This window comes from Streptomyces sp. NPDC107522, from assembly GCF_055657525.1.
In genome coordinates this window covers 108,559-128,228 of sequence record NZ_JBVKAU010000012.1, presented here as the reverse complement: position 1 = coordinate 128,228, position 19,670 = coordinate 108,559, and the positions used below count along the sequence as shown (strand labels likewise).

Below are 19,670 nucleotides of genomic sequence, written 5' to 3'. Positions count from 1 at the left end.
CCCCTTCCGCGTCATCGTTCAGGCCTCTCCGCTTCATCGTTCAGGCCCTTGCGGCGCTTGACCTTGCGGACCGACAGGAGCAGCAGCAGCGGGGTCAGGGCGCCGCCGACGGCCAGTTGCGACAGGGCGACGTCGGGCGCCTGCACCGCGGTGAACAGGACGGCGAGTACGACGCCGAGGACGGCCAGCACGAGGGCCTGGCGCACCGGGTCGCGGACCAGTACCGCCACGGTCGCGGCGCCGGCGACCAGCAGCAGCGCGACGACGATCACCGCGTCAGCCACCGCGCACCCCCGCGAAACCGCCGGACAGCGCGCGGGAGGCGACGATGTTCCCGCCGATCAGCAGTGCGCCCGTGACCAGCAGCTTCACCATGGCCCGGCTCGGTCCGACCGCCGCACACAGCACCAGGACCACCGCCGCGACGAGTCCCGCGGCCGCCCAGGTCACGCCCCAGGCGCGCGGCCGGTCATCGGCCAGTTCGTCGGTGAGCAGGCGGGCGAAGACGAGGGTGCCGACCGGGCCGAGCAGGGCCAGGACCAGGGCGACATCGACGTACGCCGGGCGGTCGTATCCCTGTGCGAGCAGCAGCAGTCCGGGGCAGACCAGCGCGGTGGACAGGTTCTGCGCCACGACCCGGCGTCGCAGCGGTCCGGTGGCCACGCCCCAGAGGGTGGCGCCCACTCCCCCGCCGAGCACGACGGTCGCCGCGAGGAGATAGCCGTTCACCGCCCGGTCACCGCCCGGCGTGCGGCGACCGCCGCGAGCGCGGCCACGCCGGCGACTGCCGCGCCGACCGCGAGCTCCGGGGTGTCCACGGCGCTGATGAGGACCAGCCACAACAGGGCGAGCGCGGCCCACCAGGCCAGGAACTCGGCCGCCGCGAGGAGCGTCGTAGGCCGGTTCATGCGCCACCTCCGCGGGCCAGTTGTCCGTTACGTCCGTTCCGCGTCATCCAAACACCACCCGTGGTGACAGGGGCGGCGGCGCGCGCGGGTCTCCGCCCGGAGTGCCCCGACAGCGTGAAGGGAAACCGGGCGCGGCCACGGCCGGATGCGACGCGGCGGCATCGCAGCGCGATACGGGGGTAACCCGCTTACTACGAAGGGAAGTTGAAGACTGGAGGATCGCATGGCCCGTGGAACCCCACGTTCGCGCGCCGCGTTACGCCCCGGCACTTCCAAGTCCGCGAAAGCCGCCAAGTCGGAGGGCGGCGCCAAATCCGAGCGCACCACCAAGTCCAGGCGCACTGACAAGTCCAAGCGCACCGCCGAGCCCCCGCCCGCCCCGCGATCCGAGCGACGCCCGCTGCGCGTTCTCGGCCGCCTCCTGGCGATGCTGTGCGCCTTCACGTTCATGGTGGCCTTCGCCGTCGTCCTGGCGAGGCTCACCCTGCAGCCCTCCCCCGCGTCGGAGGCCCTGACGCACACCAACCTGCATCCGGGCCGCTCCCTGCGGGCCTATCTGGACCAGCCCGAACTGCGCGACGCCGTCCGGCAGATCGGGGGGAACCTGTTGCTCGGTGTTCCGTTCGGCATCCTGGTTCCCGTCCTCGCCCCGCGGACGCGCGGCATCCTGCGGGTGCTTCTGCTGACGGCGACCGTCATGCTGCTCGTCGAGTTCGCGCAGGGCGCGCTGGTGCGGGGGCGCGCGTTCGACATCGACGACGTCATCCTCAACACGACCGGCGCCCTGATCGGCTACCTCCTGCTGGGGCGGCGACTGAGCCGGGCCGTGCACGCGAAGGAGGCTCGCTCCTAGCGCAGCAGCAACTGGACGATGGCCACCGTGCCGACCACGACGATGAGCACACGCAGGACGGCGGGAGGAAGGCGGCGGCCCGTCCGAGCTCCGAGATGGCCGCCCGCCGCGGATCCGGCGGCGAGGAGGGCGACGGCCGTCCAGTCGAAGTCCGCGACGACGAGGAAGAAGAGCGCGGCGACGGAGTTGACCACGGCGACGAGCACGTTCTTGACCGCGGTGAGGCGTTGCAGGCTGTCGTCGAGGAGCATGCCCATGAGGGCGACGTAGATGATGCCCTGGGCGGCGGAGAAGTAGCCGCCGTAGACGCTGGCCAGGGTCAGTCCGGCGAGCAGCAGGGGGCCGCCGTCGGGGCGCACGGAGCTGCCCTTGCGGGCGCGGCGACTGCGCAGCCTCCTGCTGATCAGCGGCTGGAGGACGACCAGCACGAGGGCGAGCCCCACCAGGACCGGCACGATTCGTTCGAACGCCGAGGCGGGCAGGGCCAGCAGCAGCGCGGCACCGGCGAGTCCGCCGAGCAGGGCGCCGGCGCTCCACTTCAGGATGCGCCGGCATTGCCCGCGCAGTTCCCCGCGATACCCGATGGCACCGCTGATCGAGCCGGGGATCAGGCCGAGCGCGTTGGAGACCGTGGCGGTGACGGGCGGCAGGCCGGTCGCGAGCAGCACGGGAAACGTGATCAGCGTCCCCGACCCCACGACGGCGTTGACCGCGCCGGCGGCGATGCCCGCGCCCAGGACGGCGAGCAGCTCACCGATGTGTGCGGCGTTCATGAGCGGAAGCCTAAGAACCGAACACTTCGGCGGCTGCCGCATCGTTCTCAACTTCTGGTCCGTACCAAGGTATTGACGGCCTCTTATCTCACTCCTTAAATCAAGTGGCGACACCTCCACCCCCACCTCCACCCCCCCACCTCGGTCGGCGCACCCCGTCCCCCGGGTCGCCGTACGGAAGGGAGCACGATGGCCTCCCCACGCCTGCTCCGCACCGCACTCCTCGCCGCTCTGCCGGCCGTCCTGGTCGCCTCCGCCGCGATCGGCCCCGCGCAGGCCGGACCACCGGACGTCACGGCCGCCGCGGTGACCTTCTCCGACAACTTCGACGGGCCCGCCGGTGCCGCGGTCGACGCGTCGAAATGGCAGATCGAGACCGGCGACAACGTCAACAACCACGAGCGGCAGTACTACACGTCCGGCAACAAGAACGCGGCGCTGGACGGCCAGGGCCATCTGGTGATCACGGCCCGGCGGGAGAACCCGGCCAACTACCAGTGCTGGTACGGCACCTGCCAGTACACCTCGGCCCGGCTGAACACCGCCGGGAAGTTCACCGCCCAGTACGGGCACATCGAGGCGCGGATGAAGGTGCCGCGCGGCCAGGGCATGTGGCCCGCGTTCTGGATGCTCGGCACACCGGTCAACTGGCCCGACTCCGGCGAGATCGACATCATGGAGAACGTCGGCTTCGAGCCCTCGACGGTGCACGGCACGATCCACGGCCCCGGCTACTCCGGCTCCGGCGGCATAGGCGCCGCCTACTCCCTGCCGAACGGGGAGGCCTTCGCCGACGCCTTCCACACCTTCGCCGTCGACTGGGCGCCCGACTCGATCACCTGGTCCGTGGACGGCAACGTCTACCAGCGGCGCACGCCTGCCGACCTGGGCGGCCGGCAGTGGGTCTTCAACAAGCCGTTCTTCCTGATCCTCAACCTCGCGGTCGGCGGCTACTGGCCCGGCGACCCGGACGGCTCCACCGTCTTCCCGCAGCAACTGGTGGTCGACCATGTCTCGGTGACGACCGGCGACAGCGCCGCCGGCGCCGCGGTCAGAGGACTGGCCGGGAAGTGCATGGACGTGGCCGGGGCGAGCTCCGCCAACGGCACGCCCGTGCAGCTCTACGACTGCAACGGCACCGCCGCCCAGCAGTGGACCGCCGGCTCCGACGGCACCCTGCGCGCGCTCGGCAAGTGCCTGGACGCCACCGGCAACGGCACCGCGGACGGCACGACCGTCCAGCTGTGGGACTGCACCGGCGGCCCCAACCAGAGATGGACCGTCACCGCGGCGCACGACATCGTCAACCCGCAGTCCGACAAGTGCCTGGACGTGACCGGCAACAACCCGGCCAACGGCACCCGGCTGCAGATCTGGACCTGCACGGGCGGCGCCAACCAGAAATGGACGGTCGGCTGACCGGCCGTCCGACGGCCGGCGGACCCGGTCGGCTAGTGATGGTGCCAGGTGAACTTGTCGCCGCCCACCCAGCGGACCACGTCCGGGTCGTCCAGGTCATGGACCGTGATGCCGAAGGCGGCGGCAGTCTCCAGGACGTCGGTGATGGTCCTCGCCTCACCGACGACCACACCGTCGATCTCCATGATGCGGAACGGAGGTGTGCCCGGCTGAACCCCGAGCACCATGATCCGCGGGTGTGAGATGTGCGGGCTCGCGATTTCGGTCATGCATAGAGCGTAGAGCGCAACCCGCGTGAACGGATCCTTCGGGGCAAACAGACCCGTAAGGGCAGCACACATCGGGCACGTCAGGTCAGGCACGCAGCAGGTCGAGGACCGCGGCCTCGACGGCCCCCTGGGTGGCCGGACGCCCGAAGGCGCCGTGCTCGCCGAGCCGGGTGAGCGCGTCGGCGACGGTCCGGCCCTGCTCGAAGAGCTCGAAGACACGGGGGTCGATGTAGGAGGCGCGGCACACGGCGGGGGTGTTGCCGAGGTAGTGGCTGACCTCGCGGACCGCCCGGCTCATCTGCCGGCGCCTGGCGGCGGGGGTGTCCCGGGCGTCCCGGGTGGTGACGGCGAGCGCGACGGCGGCGAGGACCGTCGCATGCCAGGTCCGGAAGTCCTTGGCGGTGATCTCGGTGCCGGCCAGCCGGCGCAGCGCCTCGTTCAGGTCGTCGCTGTGCAGGTCGCGCCAGGCGCCCCGCTCCCAGTACACGAGCAGCCGCTCCCCACCGCGCGGGCGGCGCAGCAGGGCCCGTACGACGGTGTGCGCCTGTGCGTCGACGAGTGCCCGCACGATCTCGGTGCCGCCCTTGGCCGGATAGCTGAACGTGATCTCGCCGCGGCCGCAGGTGACGTGCTCGCGCAGCATCGTCGTCAGGCCGTAGGTCTCGTTGTCCCGGGTGTGCCTGTCGCTGCCGATCCGGAAGAAGCCCAGGTCGAGCAGGCGGACGGCACAGGCCGTGACCCGCGCCCGGCTCAGGCCGCGGCCCGCGAGGTCGAGGGCGACCCTGGCGCGCAGCTCGGGCAGGGCCCGCGCCACCTGCCGTACGTGCTCGTGCTTGGCCTCGTCCTGCTGGGCGCGGAACCGTTCGTGGTACAGGTACTGGCGGCGTCCTGCGTCATCGGTGCCGACGGCCTGGAGGTGGCCGCCCGGCCAGGGGCAGATCCACACGTCGCGCCACGCGGGCGGGATGGTCAGGGCGCGGATGCGGGCGAGGTGGCCGGGATCGGTGAGGGGCCTGCCGTCCACGTCCAGGTAGCGGAAGCCCCGGCCGCAGCGGACGCGGGTGAAGCCGGGGTCTGTGCAGGAGCTGGTGCGCAGTCTCATGGCAGGCGCATCACGTCTCCCGACGAGTGCGGGGCTGAAAGTACGGCATCGCGGGCCTCTTCGCGGGCGGGACGGGACGACGCCGGAGTACCCCGGGGGTGTACCGCCAAACCGTCCGCCACTGTGCGGGGGCGGCGGGGCCGGGGAACCCTGGAGGTGGAGGTGGCGATGGATCCCGTAGAGGCGCTGAACCGGATCGCCTTTCTGCTGGAGCGGTCCCTGGCGCCGACGTATCGCGTACGGGCCTTCCGTACGGCCGCCCGGGCGCTGGCCGAGCTCCCCGAGGAGGAGGTGCGGGCGCGGGCGGAGACCGGGACGCTGGAGTCGCTGCGGGGCGTCGGCCCGAAGACGGCCCAGGTGGTGCGCGAGGCGCTGGCCGGTCAGGTGCCCGGCTATCTGACGGACCTGGAGGGCCGGCCCGCTGCCGCGCCGCCGGAGAACGGCCGGCGGCTGTGGGAGCTGCTGCGCGGGGACTGCCATCTGCACTCCGACTGGTCGGACGGCGGCAGCCCGATCGAGGAGATGGGCCGGACGGCGGCCGAGCTCGGACACGAGTGGGCGGTGCTGACCGATCACTCGCCACGGCTGACCGTGGCCCGCGGGCTGTCGGCCGACCGGCTGCGGGAGCAGCTGGAGGTGGTGGCGGAGCTGAACCGGACCTGGGCGCCGTTCCGGCTGCTCACCGGCATCGAGTGCGACATCCTCGAGGACGGCTCGCTCGACCAGGAGCCCGAGCTGCTGGAGCGGCTCGACGTCGTGGTGGTGTCCGTGCACTCCAAGCTGCGGATGGACGCCCGCGCGATGACCCGCCGTATGGTCGCCGCCGTACGCAATCCGCACGCGGACATCCTCGGTCACTGCACCGGCAGGCTGGTCACCGGGCGGGGCCGGCCGGAGTCGGAGTTCGACGCGGACGAGGTGTTCGCCGCCTGCGCCGAGTCCGGTACGGCGGTGGAGATCAACAGCCGGCCCGAGCGGCTGGACCCGCCCCGGCGGCTGCTGCGGCGGGCCGTGGAGGTGGGGGTGCTGTTCTCCATCGACACGGACGCGCATGCGCCCGGGCAGCTCGACTGGCAGCGGTACGGCTGTGCGCGGGCGGAGGAGTGCGGGGTGCCGGCCGAGCGGGTGGTCACCACCTGGACGGTGGACGAGCTGCTGGACTGGACGCACAAGAACTGAGCGCATGGGGGGCGTGACGCAGATCACCGCGTATCGTGGCAAACCCAGGAACACCCACCGATGGTTTCCCGTTGAACCAGCCGTGGGTGCGGATGGGACAGTGTCCCCGGGCCTCACCTTTTGCCCACAGGGACGATCGTTCGGCTGGAGCCCTGTGGAGCCTTTCGCCGAGAGGCGACCGCCATCCGCGCCCACCACCGACCGCCCCGACCGTGAATCCCCCGTCACGGTCGGGGCTTTCTTCTGCCGCTCGACTTTGAGCCCATGCCGCTTGACTTCGAGAGCGCTCCAATTCGTAGCGTGCCGCGCATGACCACTGCACAGCACAAGATCGGCTCCGGTTTCGGAGCCACGAGCACCGCCGACGACGTACTCCACGGCATCGACCTGACCGGCAGGCTCGCGATCGTCACCGGCGGCTATTCGGGCATCGGCCTGGAGACCACCCGTGCGCTCGCCGAAGCCGGTGCCCGCGTCGTCGTCCCCGCGCGTCGCCCGGCGGATGCACGGGAGGCGCTGGCCGACGTGCCCGGCGTGGAGGTGGACGAGCTGGACCTGGGCGACCTGGAGAGCGTGCGCGGCTTCGCGGAACGGTTCCTCGCCTCCGGCCGGTCCGTCGACTTCGTCATCGACAGCGCCGGGATCATGGCGTGCCCGGAGACGCGGGTCGGGCCCGGCTGGGAGGCCCAGTTCGCGACCAACCACCTCGGCCACTTCGCCCTCGTCAACCGTCTGTGGCCGGCCCTTGCACCCGGAGGCGCACGGGTGGTCTCCGTCTCCTCCGGCGGGCACCACCTGAGCGGCATCCGCTGGGACGACGTCCACTGGCAGCGGGGCTACGACAAGTGGCAGGCGTACGGGCAGGCCAAGACCGCGAACGTGCTGTTCGCCGTTCACCTGGACCGGCTCGCCAAGGGCTCCGGCGTACGGGCCTTCGCCCTGCACCCCGGCGCCATCCTCACCCCTCTCCAGCGGCACATGGCCAAGGAGGAGATGGTGGAGCGCGGCTGGATCGACGAGGACGGCACCCCGCTGAACCCCGAGGGCTTCAAGACCCCGCAGCAGGGCGCGGCCACGCAGGTCTGGGCGGCGACCTCGCCCCAGCTGGACGGCATGGGCGGCCTGTACCTGGAGGACTGCGAGGTCGCCGAGCCCGCGCCGGCCGACGGCGCGATGCGCGGTGTGAAGGACTGGGCCGTCGACCCGGAACAGGCGGCGCGCCTGTGGCAGCTGTCGGCGGAGCTCACGGGCGTGAACGCGTTCGCCTAGCAGTGCGGGGCCGGAGCGTGCGCTCGCCCGGGACGGGTACTCGGACGTGCCCGTCCCCCCGTCCCGAGAGGAGCCGCAGGTGAGCAGCGAACCGGCCCGCAGGATCGTGGTCACCGGCGCCACGGGCAATGTCGGTACGAGTGTGGTGCGGCTCCTCTCGGAGGATCCGGAGGTCGGTTCCGTGCTGGGGCTGGCCCGCCGGACTCCCGAGTGGTCGCCGCCGAAGACGGACTGGGCCGAGGTCGATCTGGCGTCCGAGGAGGCCGATCTCGTCAGCGTCCTCGAGGGCGCCACCGCCGTCGTCCATCTGGCCTGGGCGTTCCAGCCCACGCACGATCCGGCGGTGACCTGGCGGACGAACGTGCTGGGCGGCATCCGTGTGTTCGAGGCGGTGGCCGCGGCGAGGGTGCCGACGCTGGTGCACGCGTCGTCGGTCGGCGCGTACTCGCCGGGGCCGAAGGACGAGGCCGTGGACGAGTCGTGGCCGACGCACGGCTGGCCCGACGCCGCGTACTGCCGGGAGAAGGCCTACCTGGAACGGGCACTGGACACCTTCGAGGGACTGCACCCCTCGGTCCGCGTGGTGCGGATGCGGCCGGCCTTCCTGTTCAAGCGGGAGTCGGCGAGCGAGCAGCGCCGCATCTTCGCCGGCCGCTTCCTGCCGGGGCCGCTGGCGCGTCCCGAGTTGCTGCCGTTCCTGCCCGACATCCCGGGACTGCGGGTGCAGGCCCTGCACACCGACGACGCGGCCGCGGCGTTTCGGCTCGCCGTGACGTCCGACGCCCGCGGCGCGTTCAACCTCGCGGCGGAACCCCCGGTCGACGCGGCGCTGCTGGGCGAGATGCTGGGCGCCCGCCCGGTCCGGCTGCCGCGCACGGCGGCCCGGTCGGCGATCGCCGCCGCCTGGGGGCTGCACCTGCTGCCCGCCTCCCCGCATCTCTTCGACGCGGTCCTCAGGCTGCCGCTGATGGACTGCACCCACGCGCACACGGAACTCGGCTGGCGCCCGGAGCGTACGGCGCCCGAGGTGCTGGAGGAGTTCCTCCAGGGCCTCCAGCGCGGAGAGGGCGCGGCGACGGAGCCACTGCGGGGCCGCAAGGTGGGCTGACCACCGGTGACGGGCCCCCGGTGACGGGACCCGGGCCCTGGCTGTGGCTCTCAGCCCGGCCCGTGGCCCCGTCTCAGCCCGTCGGCTCCTCAGGTGCCGGGTGTTCGGGGTGGACCGTGCCCGACTGCGGGGCCCCCTGCCGGCCCGTGCCCGCCTCGTCCATGTCCGGGACGTCGTCCGCCTCGGTGGTGTCGTCCACGGGCTCGACGGGCACCTCCCAGGGGTCCTCCCCCGCGTCCGCCTGCTGGTCCGGCAGGTCCCTCGGTACCGGCTCGCCGGTCTGGTCCGGCGCCTCGCGACGGTCGTCGGCCATGGTGCACCTCCTTCGCGTCGTCCGAGCGCCCCGCGAGTACCGCCTGCCTCACCGGCGAAACCTCAGGGCGCCACCCGCTGGGCCAGAGCCGTGCGCCAACCCGGCGCAGGGTCCTCGGGTCCCGGTTCGGCGCGGCGTCCGCCGCAGGCGAAGAAGTCGTTGAGCGGCAGGACCGCGGCGCCGACGGTGACCGCGTCGGGGCCGAGCCTGCCCAGGTCGACGGTGACCTTCCGGGCCGGATGCCGCAGGGCGTACGAGGCCGCGTGGCGGCGTACGTCGGGCAGGAACCGTGCCCCGAGCTGGAGACCCGCCCAGCCGCCGATGAGGATGCGCTCCGGCTGGAAGAGGTTGATCAGGTCGGACAGCCCCGCACCCACGTACTCGGCCGTCTCCTCCAGTACGGCGATCGCCCCCGGGTCGGCCGACTTGCCCTCGGCCGGATACGCGCCGGCCAGCATCGCCGCGAGCGCGGTCTCCTCGTCGACGCCCTCCGGCACGCGCCCGCCCTCCTCGCGCCAGCGTTCCAGCAGCGCCTCCGCGCCCGCGTAGGCCTCCAGACAGCCGAGCGCACCGCACCGGCAGCGGCGCCCCCGGACCCGTACCGTCAGATGCCCCCACTCGACCGCCCGCCCCTGCTCCACGTCCGGGGTGACCAGGCAGGCGCCGACGCCGGAGCCGAAGAGCACGACGACCGCGCTGCGGGCGCCGCGTCCTCCGCCGAACCACATCTCGGCCTGGCCGAGGGTCTTCGCCCCGTTGTCGATGAAGTACGGCACGGTGTCCGGGAGCGGGGAGCCGTCACGCAGGAGCTGCTCCAGCGGTACCGCGTCCCAGCCGATCGTCTGCCCGTGCACCACGGCACCGCCCTGCTGCGTGTGCTCGACGATGCCGGGGACGCCGATGCCGACACCGAGGAGCCGCTCGGGCCCGAGGCCGGCGCCCGTGAGCACCTCGTCGATGCCGTCGCGCACATGGCCGACGATGCCGTCGACCTCGTAGCGCTGCTGCTCCAAGGGGCGTTCGGCGTGGGCGAGTTCGGTGAGGGTCAGGTCGAACAGCCCGATCCGCACCCGGGTCTCCCCGACGTCGACGCCGATCATGTGGCCGCTGCCGGGAACCACCCGCAGCAGGATGCGCGGACGGCCGCCGTCGGAGTCGACGCTGCCGGCCTCCTCGACCAGCCCGTCGGCGATCAGCTCGGCGACGACATTGCTGACGGAACCGGAGCTGAGCCCGGTCGCCGGGCCGAGTTCGAAGCGGCTGAGGGGGCCGTCGAAGTAGAGGCGCCGCAGTACGGCCGTACGGTTGGCCCGTCTGAGGTCCCGTACCGTGCGCCCGTTCCGCCCCGCCATGTGGCTCCCTTCGGACCAGCCCTGTTCCCCACCTGTTCGAACGCCCCCATTGTGGACTACGCCGTGAGGTCCTCGACCTCGGCCAGCGCGGCGACGAGCTCCGGCGCGACCGTCGCCTGGACCCAGCGTTCCGTGTCGACGTCGACCGCTCGCGGGACCGTCTCGGTGAGCATGATCAGGTAGAGGTAGGCACGGTAAAGGGCCAGCCGCAGGCGGGCCGGGACGTCGAACTCGGCCCGGCCGCCAGCCTCCCGGTAGCCCGCGAGGAACGCCTCGTCCTTCCTGATGTCCCCGCGCAGCGCCAGGGAGACGAAGTCGGCGAGGGGGTCGCCCCAGAACATCCGCTCGCCGTCGATGAGCCCACCGATGCGGGGCTCCTGCTCTGCCGTGCGGTCCAGCAGGATGTTCCCGTCCCACAGGTCGAAGTGGACCAGTACGGGGACCGTGACCTCGTCGAGCGCGGGGTAGGCGGGCCGGAGCATGCGGGCCACCTGGTCGGCGGAGCGGGGCAGCCGGGCTTCGTAGTCACGGGCGTCGTCCAGGACGGCCTCGATCATGGCCGTGAACGCGGTCCGCCAGTCGGGCGCGAGCGGGCCGAGGGCGCCGGAGGGGTAGCCGAAGCCCGGCCCGGTCACCGTGTGCAGACGGGCCACCTGACGCCCCAGCTCCCGACGCAGCGGCGCCTTGTGGACTTCGGGGAGCGAGCCGTTCCAGGGCTCGCCGGGGCAGGCCGTCATCAGCAGATGCGGTACGACGGCCTTCTCGTGGAGGGCCACGACGCGCGGGGCCCGCACACCGGCCCCGGCGGCCCCGCGGTAGAACTCCGCCTCGGAGATCAGCAGGCCGCGCTCGTAGCGCAGGCCGGGGACGGTGGACGCGGGCGGGACCTTGAGGATGTAGCGACTGCCGTCGGTGAGGAGGAGTTCCTCGACGGTGTTGTACGTGCCGCCGCTCAGGGGCCGCACCCCGGCGAGCAGGCCGGCGTCGAGGCCCGCACCCTCCAGTACGCGCCGAGCCCAGTTCCAGGAGTCCGTCAACGCCCCGCCCCGTTCTCGCGTGTCAGCCCGCGGCGTACACGTCCTCCACGTAACGCCCGTCCCGCACCAGTCCGTCGAGCCACTGCTCGGCGGCCGCCCCCGGCGTGCGGTCCCGGAACAGGGTACGGAACGCTTCCCGCACGCCGGGTGCCATTTTCGAGCCGTCGCCGCAGACATACACCGGGGCGCCCGCTTCGAGCAGTTCCCGGACCTCGTCGGCCTCGGCGGCGATGCGGTGCTGCACGAAGGTCACGCCGTCACGCGGGGCGGCGCTGAAGGCCGGCCGGAGCGAGACCGCTCCGGCGGCTTCGGCGGCACGCAGTTCCTCGGCGTGCAGGAAGTCGGCGTCGGGGGCATCGCAGCCGAAGCAGCAGAGGCCGGGGCGAGTTCGGTGCCGGCCGCGAGGGCCTCCGTACGGTCGGCGATCGGCCCGCGGAAGGGAGCGAGCCCGTGCCCGCCGCGACCATGACGACCGGTGCCGAGCCGTCGATCCGGAAGGCCTCCCGGCACGGCGCCGCCTGTCGACACGGTGGGGCGCGGCGAACCGTACGGAACTGGTCGCGCACCTATGCGCTGGGCGTGCTCGCTCCCGACGTGTGGCCACTGACGCCGGCCGTCTCGGACGAGCCGGAGCAGGCCGTGCCCGCTCCCTCGGGGGCGCCGAAGCGGGCCAGCGTGTGCCACACCATCTTCAGGTCCTGGAGTTCGTGGCGACCCGTGCGCGCGGCGTCCCCGATGACGCGCGGGTCGATGCGGCCGTCCGCGGCGATCCGGGCGCCCAGGTCGGCGTACTCCTGGCCGCGGTAGTCCGCGTGGCGGAGCAGCTCGGGCACGGTGAGCCGGTAGCCGGGGTGCCATTCGACGGGGCAGGGCAGCAGGCGGGCCGCGGCCTCGACCGGTGTGCCGCGGTAACAGGCGTCCAGGACGACGGCCTCCACGTCACGGGCCAGGACGACCCCGCCGTGGACCTGGGCCTCGATGTAGTCGTTGAGGGCGTCCTGCTCGTCGGATTCGGCGAGTGCGACGAGGTGCATGCCTGCCGCGACTCCGAAGTCGGTTGGCTCCGCGGCGCTGTCGGGATAGCAGAAGGTGGCGCGGGCGAGTGCGGCCCCGGTCAGCCGGAAGTGCGAGGAGCCGAACCGCGGGGCGGCGCCGACCACTTGGCGCCGGAAGTTCAGCGCGCCGTACACGGGCCGCTCGTCGGCGGCCGCGTCGTCGTACACCCCGCCGAAGATCCGGCTCTCCCAGCGCCAGCGGTCGCCGCCGGGGTGGGCGGTGAGGCCGCCGTTGCCGGTGCCGGTGACGAACTGCGAGTGGTACGTGCCGTCCTCGGCCAGCGCGCGCAGGATCGGCACGCCCCGCACCAGCCGGTCGGGGTGGAAGTTGAGGGTGATGCGCACGTCGGGGTCGAGGGCAGGGCCCGTGGAAGAGGCGGCCACATGCCGCAGTGCCGCCCGGGCCCGAGGTGACCCGACATCGCCGAAATTCACTGGCTTCCCTTCTCCAGGCTACCTACCCTAGGCGAAAACCTAGAGGCCCTAGGTTTACGCCGATCGACTCCGCAGGAGGCTCACCATGAGGTCACTCACCGAGCAGGACATCCGCAACTCTTTCATCAACTGCTCGAAAGGCGAGGCCAAGCGCCTCTCCCTGCCCCGCGATCTCGCCGAACGCCCTTGGGACGACCTGGACTTCCTCGGCTGGCGGGATCCAGGAGCACCCGACCGCAGCTATCTCGTCACCGAACGAGAAGGACGCCCGGTCGGCGTCACCCTGCGCTTCCCCTCCTCGCAGCGCAGCCTCCTGCGCTACAGCATGTGCTCGCTGTGTCTGACCTCCCATCCGCGCGGCGGCGTCTCCCTGATGACGGCCCGCAAGGCGGGCCCTGCGGGCCGTGAGGGCAACTCGGTCGGCCTGTACATGTGCACCGACCTCGCCTGCTCCCTCTACCTCCGCGGCAAGAAGAACCCGGAGGCGGGCCCGCGGATCGAGGAGAGCCTGACGCTGGAGGAGCAGATCGCGCGGACGAGGGGGAATCTGACGGCGTTCCTGGACCAGCTGTACGCCTGACCGGTCAGCGGTCCCGCAGCCGGGCCGCCTCGACCCGGTGCAGATGGATCAGGACGTCGTGGCTGCGGGCGAGGGCGATGTCGTGCTCCGGCTCCGGGTACTCCGTGCCGATACTGCGGGTCGGCCGCGCCTCCCTCAGCCAGGGACGGGCCGGTGACGGCACGGTCCGCAGGTCGACGACGTAGTCACGAGGGCGTACTCGGTCGAGCGTCTCCTCGTTGCTGCCGGGGCCGGCCGGGCCCAGCCGGAACACCTGCACGTCCCCCTCGGGTGCGGTGGCGTTGAACGAACCGCGGTAGAAGGTGAAGCCGACGCTGACGTACGCGTCACCGAGCCGGTCGCGCAGGAAGGCGCCCTGCATCTTCGGGTAGTGGGCGGGATCGTCCGGCACGTAGGCGACGTGTGCGTTGTGCGCAGACAGCAGGACCTTGGCGCCGGTGTGCTCCGTCCACCAGGCCACGTTGTCGGCCATGACCGAGTCGCGGTAGCGCATGGCGGCCCTGAGCTGCTGCTCGTCCGCGAAGTCGAAGGCGTAGCCGCGGGCGGTCTGGTCGATGGCCGTGGCGTGCTGGACCGCCCAGTCGTACGCCTCCCGGTCGGCGCCCGGATGCTGTTGCCGCAACAGCTCCAGCGCTTCACCGGTCCGGGCCGCCATCAGTTTGCGTTCCGCGTAGGGCTTCTCCATGTACTGGTCCATGTACACGCCCGTCGCCACTGTGGGCCGCAGCCCCCGGTACAGCTCCGTGAAACGGGGCAGAAGGCCGGCGTGCGTCCGAGCCACGTAGTACGTGACCTCGTCGTACAGCTCGGGGCCGGCCCAGGCGAAGTCGTCGCCCATGAACCGGACCGGGTCCTGCGGATGCTGCCGGTTGTAGGCGCGCATCCATTCCACGAGCCGCAGATAGTCGGTGTTGTTCCACCACAGGTAGTCCCGCTGGAACTCCTCGCGCATGATGCGCCGGGGATCGCCCTTGCCGTACAGCACGTAGTCGTTGAGGCGCAGGCCGGTGCTCCACGGTGCCTCGAGGGCGAAGGTGCGGAAGCCCTTCTTCTCGACGAGATGGCGGAACACGCGGTCCTTGAGGGCGAAGAAGTCGTGCGAGCTGTGAGTGGCCTCGCCCAGGCCGACGACCCGCGCGTCTGCGATCATCCGGTCCAGGGGGCGCAGATCGCGGGTGTCACCGCCCGGCTCGACGGCGCGCAGGGGGTGCGCGGCGCGGTCCAGTGTCTCGACGACCGTGGCGGAAGTCGGTGCCGCCGTGGCCGGGATGCCGGTCATCAGGGCGGCGAGGATGATGAACAGGGTCAGTGCTAATCCGGTCCGATGCCGTTTCATGATCCAAGGCTTGCCGCTCCGGGCCGGTGGGGGCCATACGGCCGTCCCCCCTCTGCGGGTGTACACAACCAGAAGGGGACGGCGGGGGTTTTCCCGACCCGCGGACCCGATCGGCCGCCCGACCTGCCTCGCGCGGGTGTCGACCATCACCACACCGGCCCCTTGCCGTACTCCGGCCGTTGCGATCAATCTGGGGGCCTTGCGGACGGTTACCGTCCGCAACAACTGTGTGTGGGAAGCATCTGCGAAAGGGAACAGCCCAAGGATGCGAGAGGTACGTGAGGAGACGGCGTTCAAGGAGCGGCTCGGGAAGCTGCGCCGGGACCCCGTTGTGGTTCAGACGCTGCGGTCGGCGGCCGCGGCAACGATCGCGTACGTCATCGCGCTGCGCGTCAGTCCGGAGGCGGCGCCGCTGACCGCGCCCCTGACCGCGCTGCTGGTCGTGCAGGTCACCCTGTACGCCACGCTCACCAACGGCATCCGCCGGGTTAACTCCGTGGTGGCCGGCGTCCTCGTCGCCATCGCCTTCAGCCTGATCGTCGGCCTCACGTGGTGGAGCCTCGCGCTGCTGATCGTGGCCTCGTTGGCGGTCGGGCATCTGGTGCGCGTCGACGAGTACGTTCCCGAGGTGGCGATCAGCGCGATGCTGGTCCTCGGTGTCACCACCATCGGCGACACGGCGTGGTCCCGGGTACTGGAGACGCTGATCGGCGCGGTGGTCGGGCTCGGTTTCAATCTGCTGCTCGCGCCGCCGGTGTGGGTGGAGGAGGCCGGTGAGTCGCTCGACGACCTGGCTCGCCGGCTGCGGCAGTTGATGCTGCGCATCGGCGAGGAGGCCGCCGGCCGGCAGCCGTTCGAACAGGCCGCGGCCCGGCTGCACGAGGCGCGCCGGCTCGACCACGACATCGTGGAGGTGGACGCGGCGCTGAGGCAGGCCGAGGACAGCCTGCGGCTCAACCCGCGTGTGCGCGACAGCGTGCTGCACCGGGTGGTGCTGCGGACCGGGCTGGACACGCTGGAGATCTGCACGGTCGTCCTGCGGGTGCTCGCGCGCACTCTCACCGACCTCGCGAAGGAGCGCGAGCCCGAACCGCTGTTCGCCAAGGAGACCGGCGGCGTGGTGGAGCAGTTGCTGTCCGAGATCGCCGACGCGGTGGTCAGCTTCGCGGTGCTGGTCACCACGCACGTCAGCAGCAACGCCGACGCGGCGGAGTCGCGGCTGTCCGCGGAGTTGCGCACGGCGGCGGGCACCCGCGACAAGCTCGCCCTGCTGCTGCGCGAGGAGGCCGAGCGCGAGACGCGGCACTGGCAGCTGCTCGGCGCCGTCCTGACCGAGGTGAACCGCATCCTCGACGAGCTCGACACCGAGCACCGCTCGCGGCGCCTGCTGGAGGAACTGGACCGCGTGTCGGGGGAGCAGCGGGCCCGGATGCCGCACCTGACCCGGCTGCGCGAACGCATGGGAGTGCAGGAAAAGCTGTGGCGGAACCGCACCGGGATGGGCGGGCGTTCTTGGTGAAGGAACGCCGGGACGGGGCCGGCGCCGGATGTGAGGGAGCGGGCCGATGGCGGACGACACCGTGCGGATCGACGGAAACACCCTGAGGCTGCCGGGTGGTGTGGCGGTGCGGTTCATCCGCACGCTGCGGCTGCCCGAGAAGGGTACGCATCCGCTGCCGCCGGGGCTCGGCGAGTTCCCGGTCCGCCGGGTGGCGGACTACGCGGACACCGTTCCCGAGGCGTGGCGGGCGCGCGGCGGTGTGATGCTCCCGGTGTACCTGCGCGAGGCGATGTGGCTGAGCTTCGGCGGTACGACCGAACCGGCCGCCCTGCAGGTCGGGGTGGGCAAGGTGTGCGCGGTCTCGGGAAAGCCGTGGAGCGACCGGCTGTCCCGCAAGCCCCAGAACTACGTCGTATTGCCCCGTCAACCCTGGCTGGACGGCATCAACTCCGGCAAGGGCACGGTCCGCCAGTTCGTGGCGGTGCCGCTGGGGCTGGGCGCGACCGTCGAGGGGCAGGTCACCGGCGAGGAGGTCTGGGGCGGCGTACAGCTGCAGTCCTTCGGGCTGAAGGAGCCGCAGCTGGCGAGGTGGCGTGAGGAAGAGCGGCGCCGGGCGGAGCAGGCGCGGGCGATGCCGCAGTTCGGCGGCTACGGAGCCGCCATGCCGATGGCCGCGCCGCCCGCCCCCGGCGCGGTCCCGGCGCCCGCGGCCGCTCCGGCGGGCGGGCCGCGCCGGGCCGCCGCTGCGATGGGGCTGGGCGTGGGAGGTTCGATGCGTCAGGAGGTCTACGAGGACGACCGTCCGCTGTCGGACTGGGCCGACCGCCCCGGCGGCCGGGTCTTCGTCCACCTCGTGACACCTCCGGAGTGGCGCCGCATCACCGGTGAGGCTCCCCCTCCGTCGCCGGTGGACCGGGCGGCGTACACGCGCGCGGGGCTGCCGTGGTTCGACTACTACGACGAGGACGCCGAGGATCTCGCCCCGACCGACACGCTGGAGGCGGTGAAGCCGGTCGGCGACTGGCTCGGCGACGACCACGAGCCCTGGCAGGCGCCCTCGCCGGGCCAGGTGAAGCCGCTGAAGGACGCGCAGGGCAAGCCGGTGGAGGACGGGGACTGGTAACGGCCCGAAGAGCCCGCCCAGGACATCCTCTCGTTGCACTGTATGCAACGCCTGTTGCTGTTCTTGCGCTCGGCGGCTGATCCACGCCAAGGTGGCTGTCGCGACCACGACGACCGACGACCTGAGGTGTGGACATGGGCAGTGGTGGGCTGAGCAGGCGCCGATTCGTCGGAACCCTCGCCGCGACGGCCGCCGGGGCGGCGCTCCCCGCGGCCACGGCGTGCGACGACGAGCCCGCCCCCGCGGACACGGCCGACACCGCCGCCCCCGAGGCGAGCGCGCCCGCGACGCGTCCGAGCGCCCAGACCGAGAGCCGCAAGCCGTCCGGGCCGCGCCCGCTCTACCTCGGCACCTACACCTCCGTCGAGGGCGGCGGCACGGGCGTCGGTCTCGCCACGTACGACCCGGCCACGGGCCGTATCACCGGCACCGGGACGCTCAAGGGCGTCGGCGACCCGTCGTATCTGGCGCTGCACCCGAACGGCCGGACGCTGTACGCGGTCAACGAGCGCGAGGACGGGGCCGTGACCGCCGTGCGCCTCGCGGACCGCCGGATTCTGGGGAGCCGCAGCACCGGTGGGGCGGCTCCGTGTCATCTGTCGGTGCATCCGAGCGGACGCTGGCTGCTGAGCGCCAACTACGGCACCGGCAGCGTGGCCGTGCACCCGATCGACGCATCGGGGGCGCTGGGTGAGCGCACCGAACTGGTCACGCACTCCAGCCCGTCCCCCGGTCCTGGCCAGGAGGGCCCGCACGCCCACCAGTTCATCACGAGCCCCGACGGCGGCCACGTCCTCGCCGTCGACCTGGGCACGGACACGGTGTACACCTACCGCCTCGACCAGAAGGCCGGCACGCTCACCGAGGTCGCGCGGGCGCAGGCGAAACCGGGTGCGGGGCCGCGTCATCTCACCTTCCACCCGGGCGGCCGGTACGCGTATCTGGCCAACGAGGTCGACAACACCGTCGCGGTCTGCGCGTACGACCCCGGCACGGGCCGGCTGAGCATCGGCGAGGAGCAGTCCACGGGCACGGGCTCGGGCACGAGCTATCCGGCCCAGCTCGTGGTGACGCCGAACGGCCGTTACGCCTATCTCGCCAACCGGGGCCACAACAGCCTCGCGCGCTATGCGGTGGAGTCGGACGGCGCCCGGCTCAGGCTGCTCGACACGGTGCCGGTGTCCGGGGACTTCCCTCGGCAGATCGCCCTCTCGCCGGAGGGCACGCTGCTGTTCGCGGCGAACCAGCGCTCCAGCACGGTCAGCGTCTTCCATGTCGACGAGGACAGCGGTGAACTGCGGCTCGCGGGCGAGCCGTTCGCGTCACCCGTCGCCGTCTGTGCGCTGCCGCTGTAGCGCGCGCGGGCAGGACGCGGCACTGGCCTGGGCGAGCAGGACGTGCATGCGTTCGGTGAGCTGTCCGACGTCGTCGGCGGGCCGGTGGAACGGCAGTCGTACGTCGGCCTGGGCGCGGGCGCGCTCGATACGCAGTGTCAGGCCGTGCCGGTCGACGGCGAGGGGCTGGACGCGGACGACGCCGTGCAGGCTGTCGGAGCCGACGAGGCGGGTGAGCCGCTCGACGGCGTCCGGGTGGCAGTCGGCGAGGTGGGTGAGCAGCCGGGCCTCGGCGGTGGTCAGCGGGTCCGGCGCGGCGGCGGCGAACTCGTCGAGGTCGACGACCACGGCACCGGTCGGCTGCCGCAGCACCACGCGCGTGGCATGGAAGGCGAGCCTGCCCTCTTCGGGAGTGAACCAGCCGGACAGCCAGAGCCGGGCGCGGATCCGCGCCCGCACGGGCACGGGGGCGACATCGGCGAACTCCAGGACCGCGGACGGCTCGCCGCGGGGCGCGCAGACCGCAGCCGTGACGAGCACGCTGTCCTCCGGCACGTCGAGCAGGACCCGTCCGTCCTCGGTCACGGTGTGCGCGCCGACGAGTTCCTCTCGGCAGCCCTCCGCGGTCACCGCGACGGACCACGCGGCGGCGAGCACCGACCGGGCCCGTTCCGCCGCGGACGGCGCGGCCGCCCAGGTTTGGCTGTCACCCATCCCATACCTC

21 protein-coding genes and 1 pseudogene are annotated in these 19,670 nt (G+C 72.4%); 9 read left to right on the top strand and 13 right to left on the bottom strand.

Annotated elements, in window-relative coordinates; translation table 11 throughout:
* Window positions 1-11: 11 nt before the first annotated feature.
* From ACZ7L6_RS31245 to ACZ7L6_RS31235, 3 genes are read right to left on the bottom strand one after another with little or no spacing between them, the layout of a single operon-like run.
* Window positions 12-284, bottom strand: a complete 273-nt coding sequence (locus ACZ7L6_RS31245) for a Na(+)/H(+) antiporter subunit B (protein WP_471929666.1) — start codon at window positions 282-284, stop codon at window positions 12-14.
* Window positions 277-729 carry an MrpF/PhaF family protein gene (locus ACZ7L6_RS31240; RefSeq protein WP_471929664.1) on the bottom strand — a complete coding sequence of 151 codons (453 nt, stop codon included), beginning with the start codon at window positions 727-729 and terminating at the stop codon, window positions 277-279. The genes ACZ7L6_RS31245 and ACZ7L6_RS31240 overlap by 8 nt, the downstream gene beginning before the upstream one ends.
* Window positions 726-908 (bottom strand): hypothetical protein, encoded by a 183-nt coding sequence (locus ACZ7L6_RS31235; RefSeq protein WP_471929662.1) that lies wholly within the window; start codon window positions 906-908, stop codon window positions 726-728. Before ACZ7L6_RS31235 ends, ACZ7L6_RS31240 begins: the two co-directional genes overlap by 4 nt.
* Before the next feature lie 223 nt (window positions 909-1,131).
* Here ACZ7L6_RS31235 and ACZ7L6_RS31230 point away from each other — a divergent pair, with 223 nt between their 5' ends.
* Window positions 1,132-1,761 carry a VanZ family protein gene (locus tag ACZ7L6_RS31230; RefSeq protein ID WP_471929660.1) on the top strand — a complete coding sequence of 210 codons (630 nt, stop codon included), beginning with the start codon at window positions 1,132-1,134 and terminating at the stop codon, window positions 1,759-1,761.
* On the opposite strand, the gene ACZ7L6_RS31225 is transcribed toward ACZ7L6_RS31230, so the two are convergent.
* Window positions 1,758-2,534 (bottom strand): sulfite exporter TauE/SafE family protein, encoded by a 777-nt coding sequence (locus tag ACZ7L6_RS31225; protein ID WP_471929658.1) that lies wholly within the window; start codon window positions 2,532-2,534, stop codon window positions 1,758-1,760. The genes ACZ7L6_RS31230 and ACZ7L6_RS31225 overlap by 4 nt on opposite strands.
* Window positions 2,535-2,723: 189 nt before the next feature.
* Here ACZ7L6_RS31225 and ACZ7L6_RS31220 point away from each other — a divergent pair, with 189 nt between their 5' ends.
* Entirely contained in the window at window positions 2,724-3,953 is a 1,230-nt protein-coding gene (locus ACZ7L6_RS31220; protein ID WP_471929656.1) for a ricin-type beta-trefoil lectin domain protein, read from the top strand.
* A gap of 32 nt (window positions 3,954-3,985) precedes the next feature.
* On the opposite strand, the gene ACZ7L6_RS31215 is transcribed toward ACZ7L6_RS31220, so the two are convergent.
* Together ACZ7L6_RS31215 and ACZ7L6_RS31210 are read right to left on the bottom strand one after the other, a co-directional pair.
* A complete protein-coding gene (locus ACZ7L6_RS31215; protein WP_356576052.1) occupies window positions 3,986-4,222 on the bottom strand; it encodes a hypothetical protein in 237 nt (78 codons plus the stop codon).
* An 85-nt stretch (window positions 4,223-4,307) separates the two neighbouring features.
* Window positions 4,308-5,324 (bottom strand): DNA topoisomerase IB, encoded by a 1,017-nt coding sequence (locus ACZ7L6_RS31210; RefSeq protein ID WP_471929654.1) that lies wholly within the window; start codon window positions 5,322-5,324, stop codon window positions 4,308-4,310.
* Between the two features lie 168 nt (window positions 5,325-5,492).
* Between ACZ7L6_RS31210 and ACZ7L6_RS31205 the strand changes: the two genes are divergently transcribed.
* From ACZ7L6_RS31205 to ACZ7L6_RS31195, 3 genes are all read left to right on the top strand, one after another.
* Window positions 5,493-6,503 carry a PHP domain-containing protein gene (locus ACZ7L6_RS31205; protein WP_471929652.1) on the top strand — a complete coding sequence of 337 codons (1,011 nt, stop codon included), beginning with the start codon at window positions 5,493-5,495 and terminating at the stop codon, window positions 6,501-6,503.
* A 309-nt stretch (window positions 6,504-6,812) separates the two neighbouring features.
* Window positions 6,813-7,772 carry an SDR family NAD(P)-dependent oxidoreductase gene (locus ACZ7L6_RS31200; protein ID WP_471929650.1) on the top strand — a complete coding sequence of 320 codons (960 nt, stop codon included), beginning with the start codon at window positions 6,813-6,815 and terminating at the stop codon, window positions 7,770-7,772.
* 79 nt (window positions 7,773-7,851) lie between these two features.
* Window positions 7,852-8,880 carry an SDR family oxidoreductase gene (locus ACZ7L6_RS31195; protein WP_471929648.1) on the top strand — a complete coding sequence of 343 codons (1,029 nt, stop codon included), beginning with the start codon at window positions 7,852-7,854 and terminating at the stop codon, window positions 8,878-8,880.
* Window positions 8,881-8,953: 73 nt separating this feature from the next.
* Here ACZ7L6_RS31195 and ACZ7L6_RS31190 read toward each other — a convergent pair whose 3' ends face one another.
* The 5 genes and pseudogenes from ACZ7L6_RS31190 to ACZ7L6_RS31170 form a co-directional block, all read right to left on the bottom strand.
* Window positions 8,954-9,193 (bottom strand): hypothetical protein, encoded by a 240-nt coding sequence (locus ACZ7L6_RS31190; protein ID WP_471929646.1) that lies wholly within the window; start codon window positions 9,191-9,193, stop codon window positions 8,954-8,956.
* A gap of 62 nt (window positions 9,194-9,255) precedes the next feature.
* On the bottom strand, window positions 9,256-10,545 hold the full coding sequence (locus ACZ7L6_RS31185) for an ROK family protein (protein ID WP_471929644.1): 1,290 nt from the start codon (window positions 10,543-10,545) through the stop codon (window positions 9,256-9,258).
* Between the two features lie 56 nt (window positions 10,546-10,601).
* Entirely contained in the window at window positions 10,602-11,582 is a 981-nt protein-coding gene (locus tag ACZ7L6_RS31180; protein ID WP_471929642.1) for a phosphotransferase family protein, read from the bottom strand.
* Window positions 11,583-11,604: 22 nt separating this feature from the next.
* Window positions 11,605-12,094 (bottom strand): annotated as a pseudogene (locus ACZ7L6_RS31175) (ferredoxin reductase domain-containing protein); the annotation flags it as partial.
* Between the two features lie 54 nt (window positions 12,095-12,148).
* Window positions 12,149-13,021, bottom strand: a complete 873-nt coding sequence (locus ACZ7L6_RS31170) for a DUF3626 domain-containing protein (protein ID WP_471929640.1) — start codon at window positions 13,019-13,021, stop codon at window positions 12,149-12,151.
* 136 nt (window positions 13,022-13,157) lie between these two features.
* Between ACZ7L6_RS31170 and ACZ7L6_RS31165 the strand changes: the two genes are divergently transcribed.
* Entirely contained in the window at window positions 13,158-13,652 is a 495-nt protein-coding gene (locus ACZ7L6_RS31165) for an FBP domain-containing protein (RefSeq protein WP_471929638.1), read from the top strand.
* A 4-nt stretch (window positions 13,653-13,656) separates the two neighbouring features.
* On the opposite strand, the gene ACZ7L6_RS31160 is transcribed toward ACZ7L6_RS31165, so the two are convergent.
* Window positions 13,657-14,988 carry an erythromycin esterase family protein gene (locus ACZ7L6_RS31160; RefSeq protein ID WP_471929636.1) on the bottom strand — a complete coding sequence of 444 codons (1,332 nt, stop codon included), beginning with the start codon at window positions 14,986-14,988 and terminating at the stop codon, window positions 13,657-13,659.
* 265 nt (window positions 14,989-15,253) lie between these two features.
* Between ACZ7L6_RS31160 and ACZ7L6_RS31155 the strand changes: the two genes are divergently transcribed.
* The 3 genes from ACZ7L6_RS31155 (at window position 15,254) to ACZ7L6_RS31145 (ending at window position 18,967) form a co-directional block, all read left to right on the top strand.
* Window positions 15,254-16,507, top strand: coding sequence for an FUSC family protein (locus ACZ7L6_RS31155; RefSeq protein ID WP_471929634.1), 1,254 nt, complete (start codon window positions 15,254-15,256; stop codon window positions 16,505-16,507).
* 46 nt (window positions 16,508-16,553) lie between these two features.
* Window positions 16,554-17,612 carry a hypothetical protein gene (locus ACZ7L6_RS31150; protein WP_471929632.1) on the top strand — a complete coding sequence of 353 codons (1,059 nt, stop codon included), beginning with the start codon at window positions 16,554-16,556 and terminating at the stop codon, window positions 17,610-17,612.
* A gap of 134 nt (window positions 17,613-17,746) precedes the next feature.
* On the top strand, window positions 17,747-18,967 hold the full coding sequence (locus tag ACZ7L6_RS31145; protein ID WP_471929630.1) for a lactonase family protein: 1,221 nt from the start codon (window positions 17,747-17,749) through the stop codon (window positions 18,965-18,967).
* On the opposite strand, the gene ACZ7L6_RS31140 is transcribed toward ACZ7L6_RS31145, so the two are convergent.
* On the bottom strand, window positions 18,935-19,660 hold the full coding sequence (locus ACZ7L6_RS31140) for a DUF2470 domain-containing protein (protein ID WP_471929628.1): 726 nt from the start codon (window positions 19,658-19,660) through the stop codon (window positions 18,935-18,937). The two genes, ACZ7L6_RS31145 and ACZ7L6_RS31140, sit on opposite strands and share 33 nt — an antisense overlap.
* Window positions 19,661-19,670: the final 10 nt, after the last annotated feature.

Coding starts and splice junctions, on each gene's coding strand:
- ACZ7L6_RS31205 (WP_471929652.1), top strand. CDS start 5,493: ATGGATCCCGTAGAGGCGCTGAACCGGATCGCCTTTCTGCTGGAGCGG.
- ACZ7L6_RS31160 (WP_471929636.1), bottom strand. CDS start 14,988: ATGAAACGGCATCGGACCGGATTAGCACTGACCCTGTTCATCATCCTC.
- ACZ7L6_RS31190 (WP_471929646.1), bottom strand. CDS start 9,193: ATGGCCGACGACCGTCGCGAGGCGCCGGACCAGACCGGCGAGCCGGTA.
- ACZ7L6_RS31150 (WP_471929632.1), top strand. CDS start 16,554: ATGGCGGACGACACCGTGCGGATCGACGGAAACACCCTGAGGCTGCCG.
- ACZ7L6_RS31155 (WP_471929634.1), top strand. CDS start 15,254: ATGCGAGAGGTACGTGAGGAGACGGCGTTCAAGGAGCGGCTCGGGAAG.
- ACZ7L6_RS31230 (WP_471929660.1), top strand. CDS start 1,132: ATGGCCCGTGGAACCCCACGTTCGCGCGCCGCGTTACGCCCCGGCACT.
- ACZ7L6_RS31145 (WP_471929630.1), top strand. CDS start 17,747: ATGGGCAGTGGTGGGCTGAGCAGGCGCCGATTCGTCGGAACCCTCGCC.
- ACZ7L6_RS31185 (WP_471929644.1), bottom strand. CDS start 10,545: ATGGCGGGGCGGAACGGGCGCACGGTACGGGACCTCAGACGGGCCAAC.
- ACZ7L6_RS31220 (WP_471929656.1), top strand. CDS start 2,724: ATGGCCTCCCCACGCCTGCTCCGCACCGCACTCCTCGCCGCTCTGCCG.
- ACZ7L6_RS31225 (WP_471929658.1), bottom strand. CDS start 2,534: ATGAACGCCGCACACATCGGTGAGCTGCTCGCCGTCCTGGGCGCGGGC.
- ACZ7L6_RS31200 (WP_471929650.1), top strand. CDS start 6,813: ATGACCACTGCACAGCACAAGATCGGCTCCGGTTTCGGAGCCACGAGC.
- ACZ7L6_RS31210 (WP_471929654.1), bottom strand. CDS start 5,324: ATGAGACTGCGCACCAGCTCCTGCACAGACCCCGGCTTCACCCGCGTC.
- ACZ7L6_RS31235 (WP_471929662.1), bottom strand. CDS start 908: ATGAACCGGCCTACGACGCTCCTCGCGGCGGCCGAGTTCCTGGCCTGG.
- ACZ7L6_RS31165 (WP_471929638.1), top strand. CDS start 13,158: ATGAGGTCACTCACCGAGCAGGACATCCGCAACTCTTTCATCAACTGC.
- ACZ7L6_RS31215 (WP_356576052.1), bottom strand. CDS start 4,222: ATGACCGAAATCGCGAGCCCGCACATCTCACACCCGCGGATCATGGTG.
- ACZ7L6_RS31140 (WP_471929628.1), bottom strand. CDS start 19,660: ATGGGTGACAGCCAAACCTGGGCGGCCGCGCCGTCCGCGGCGGAACGG.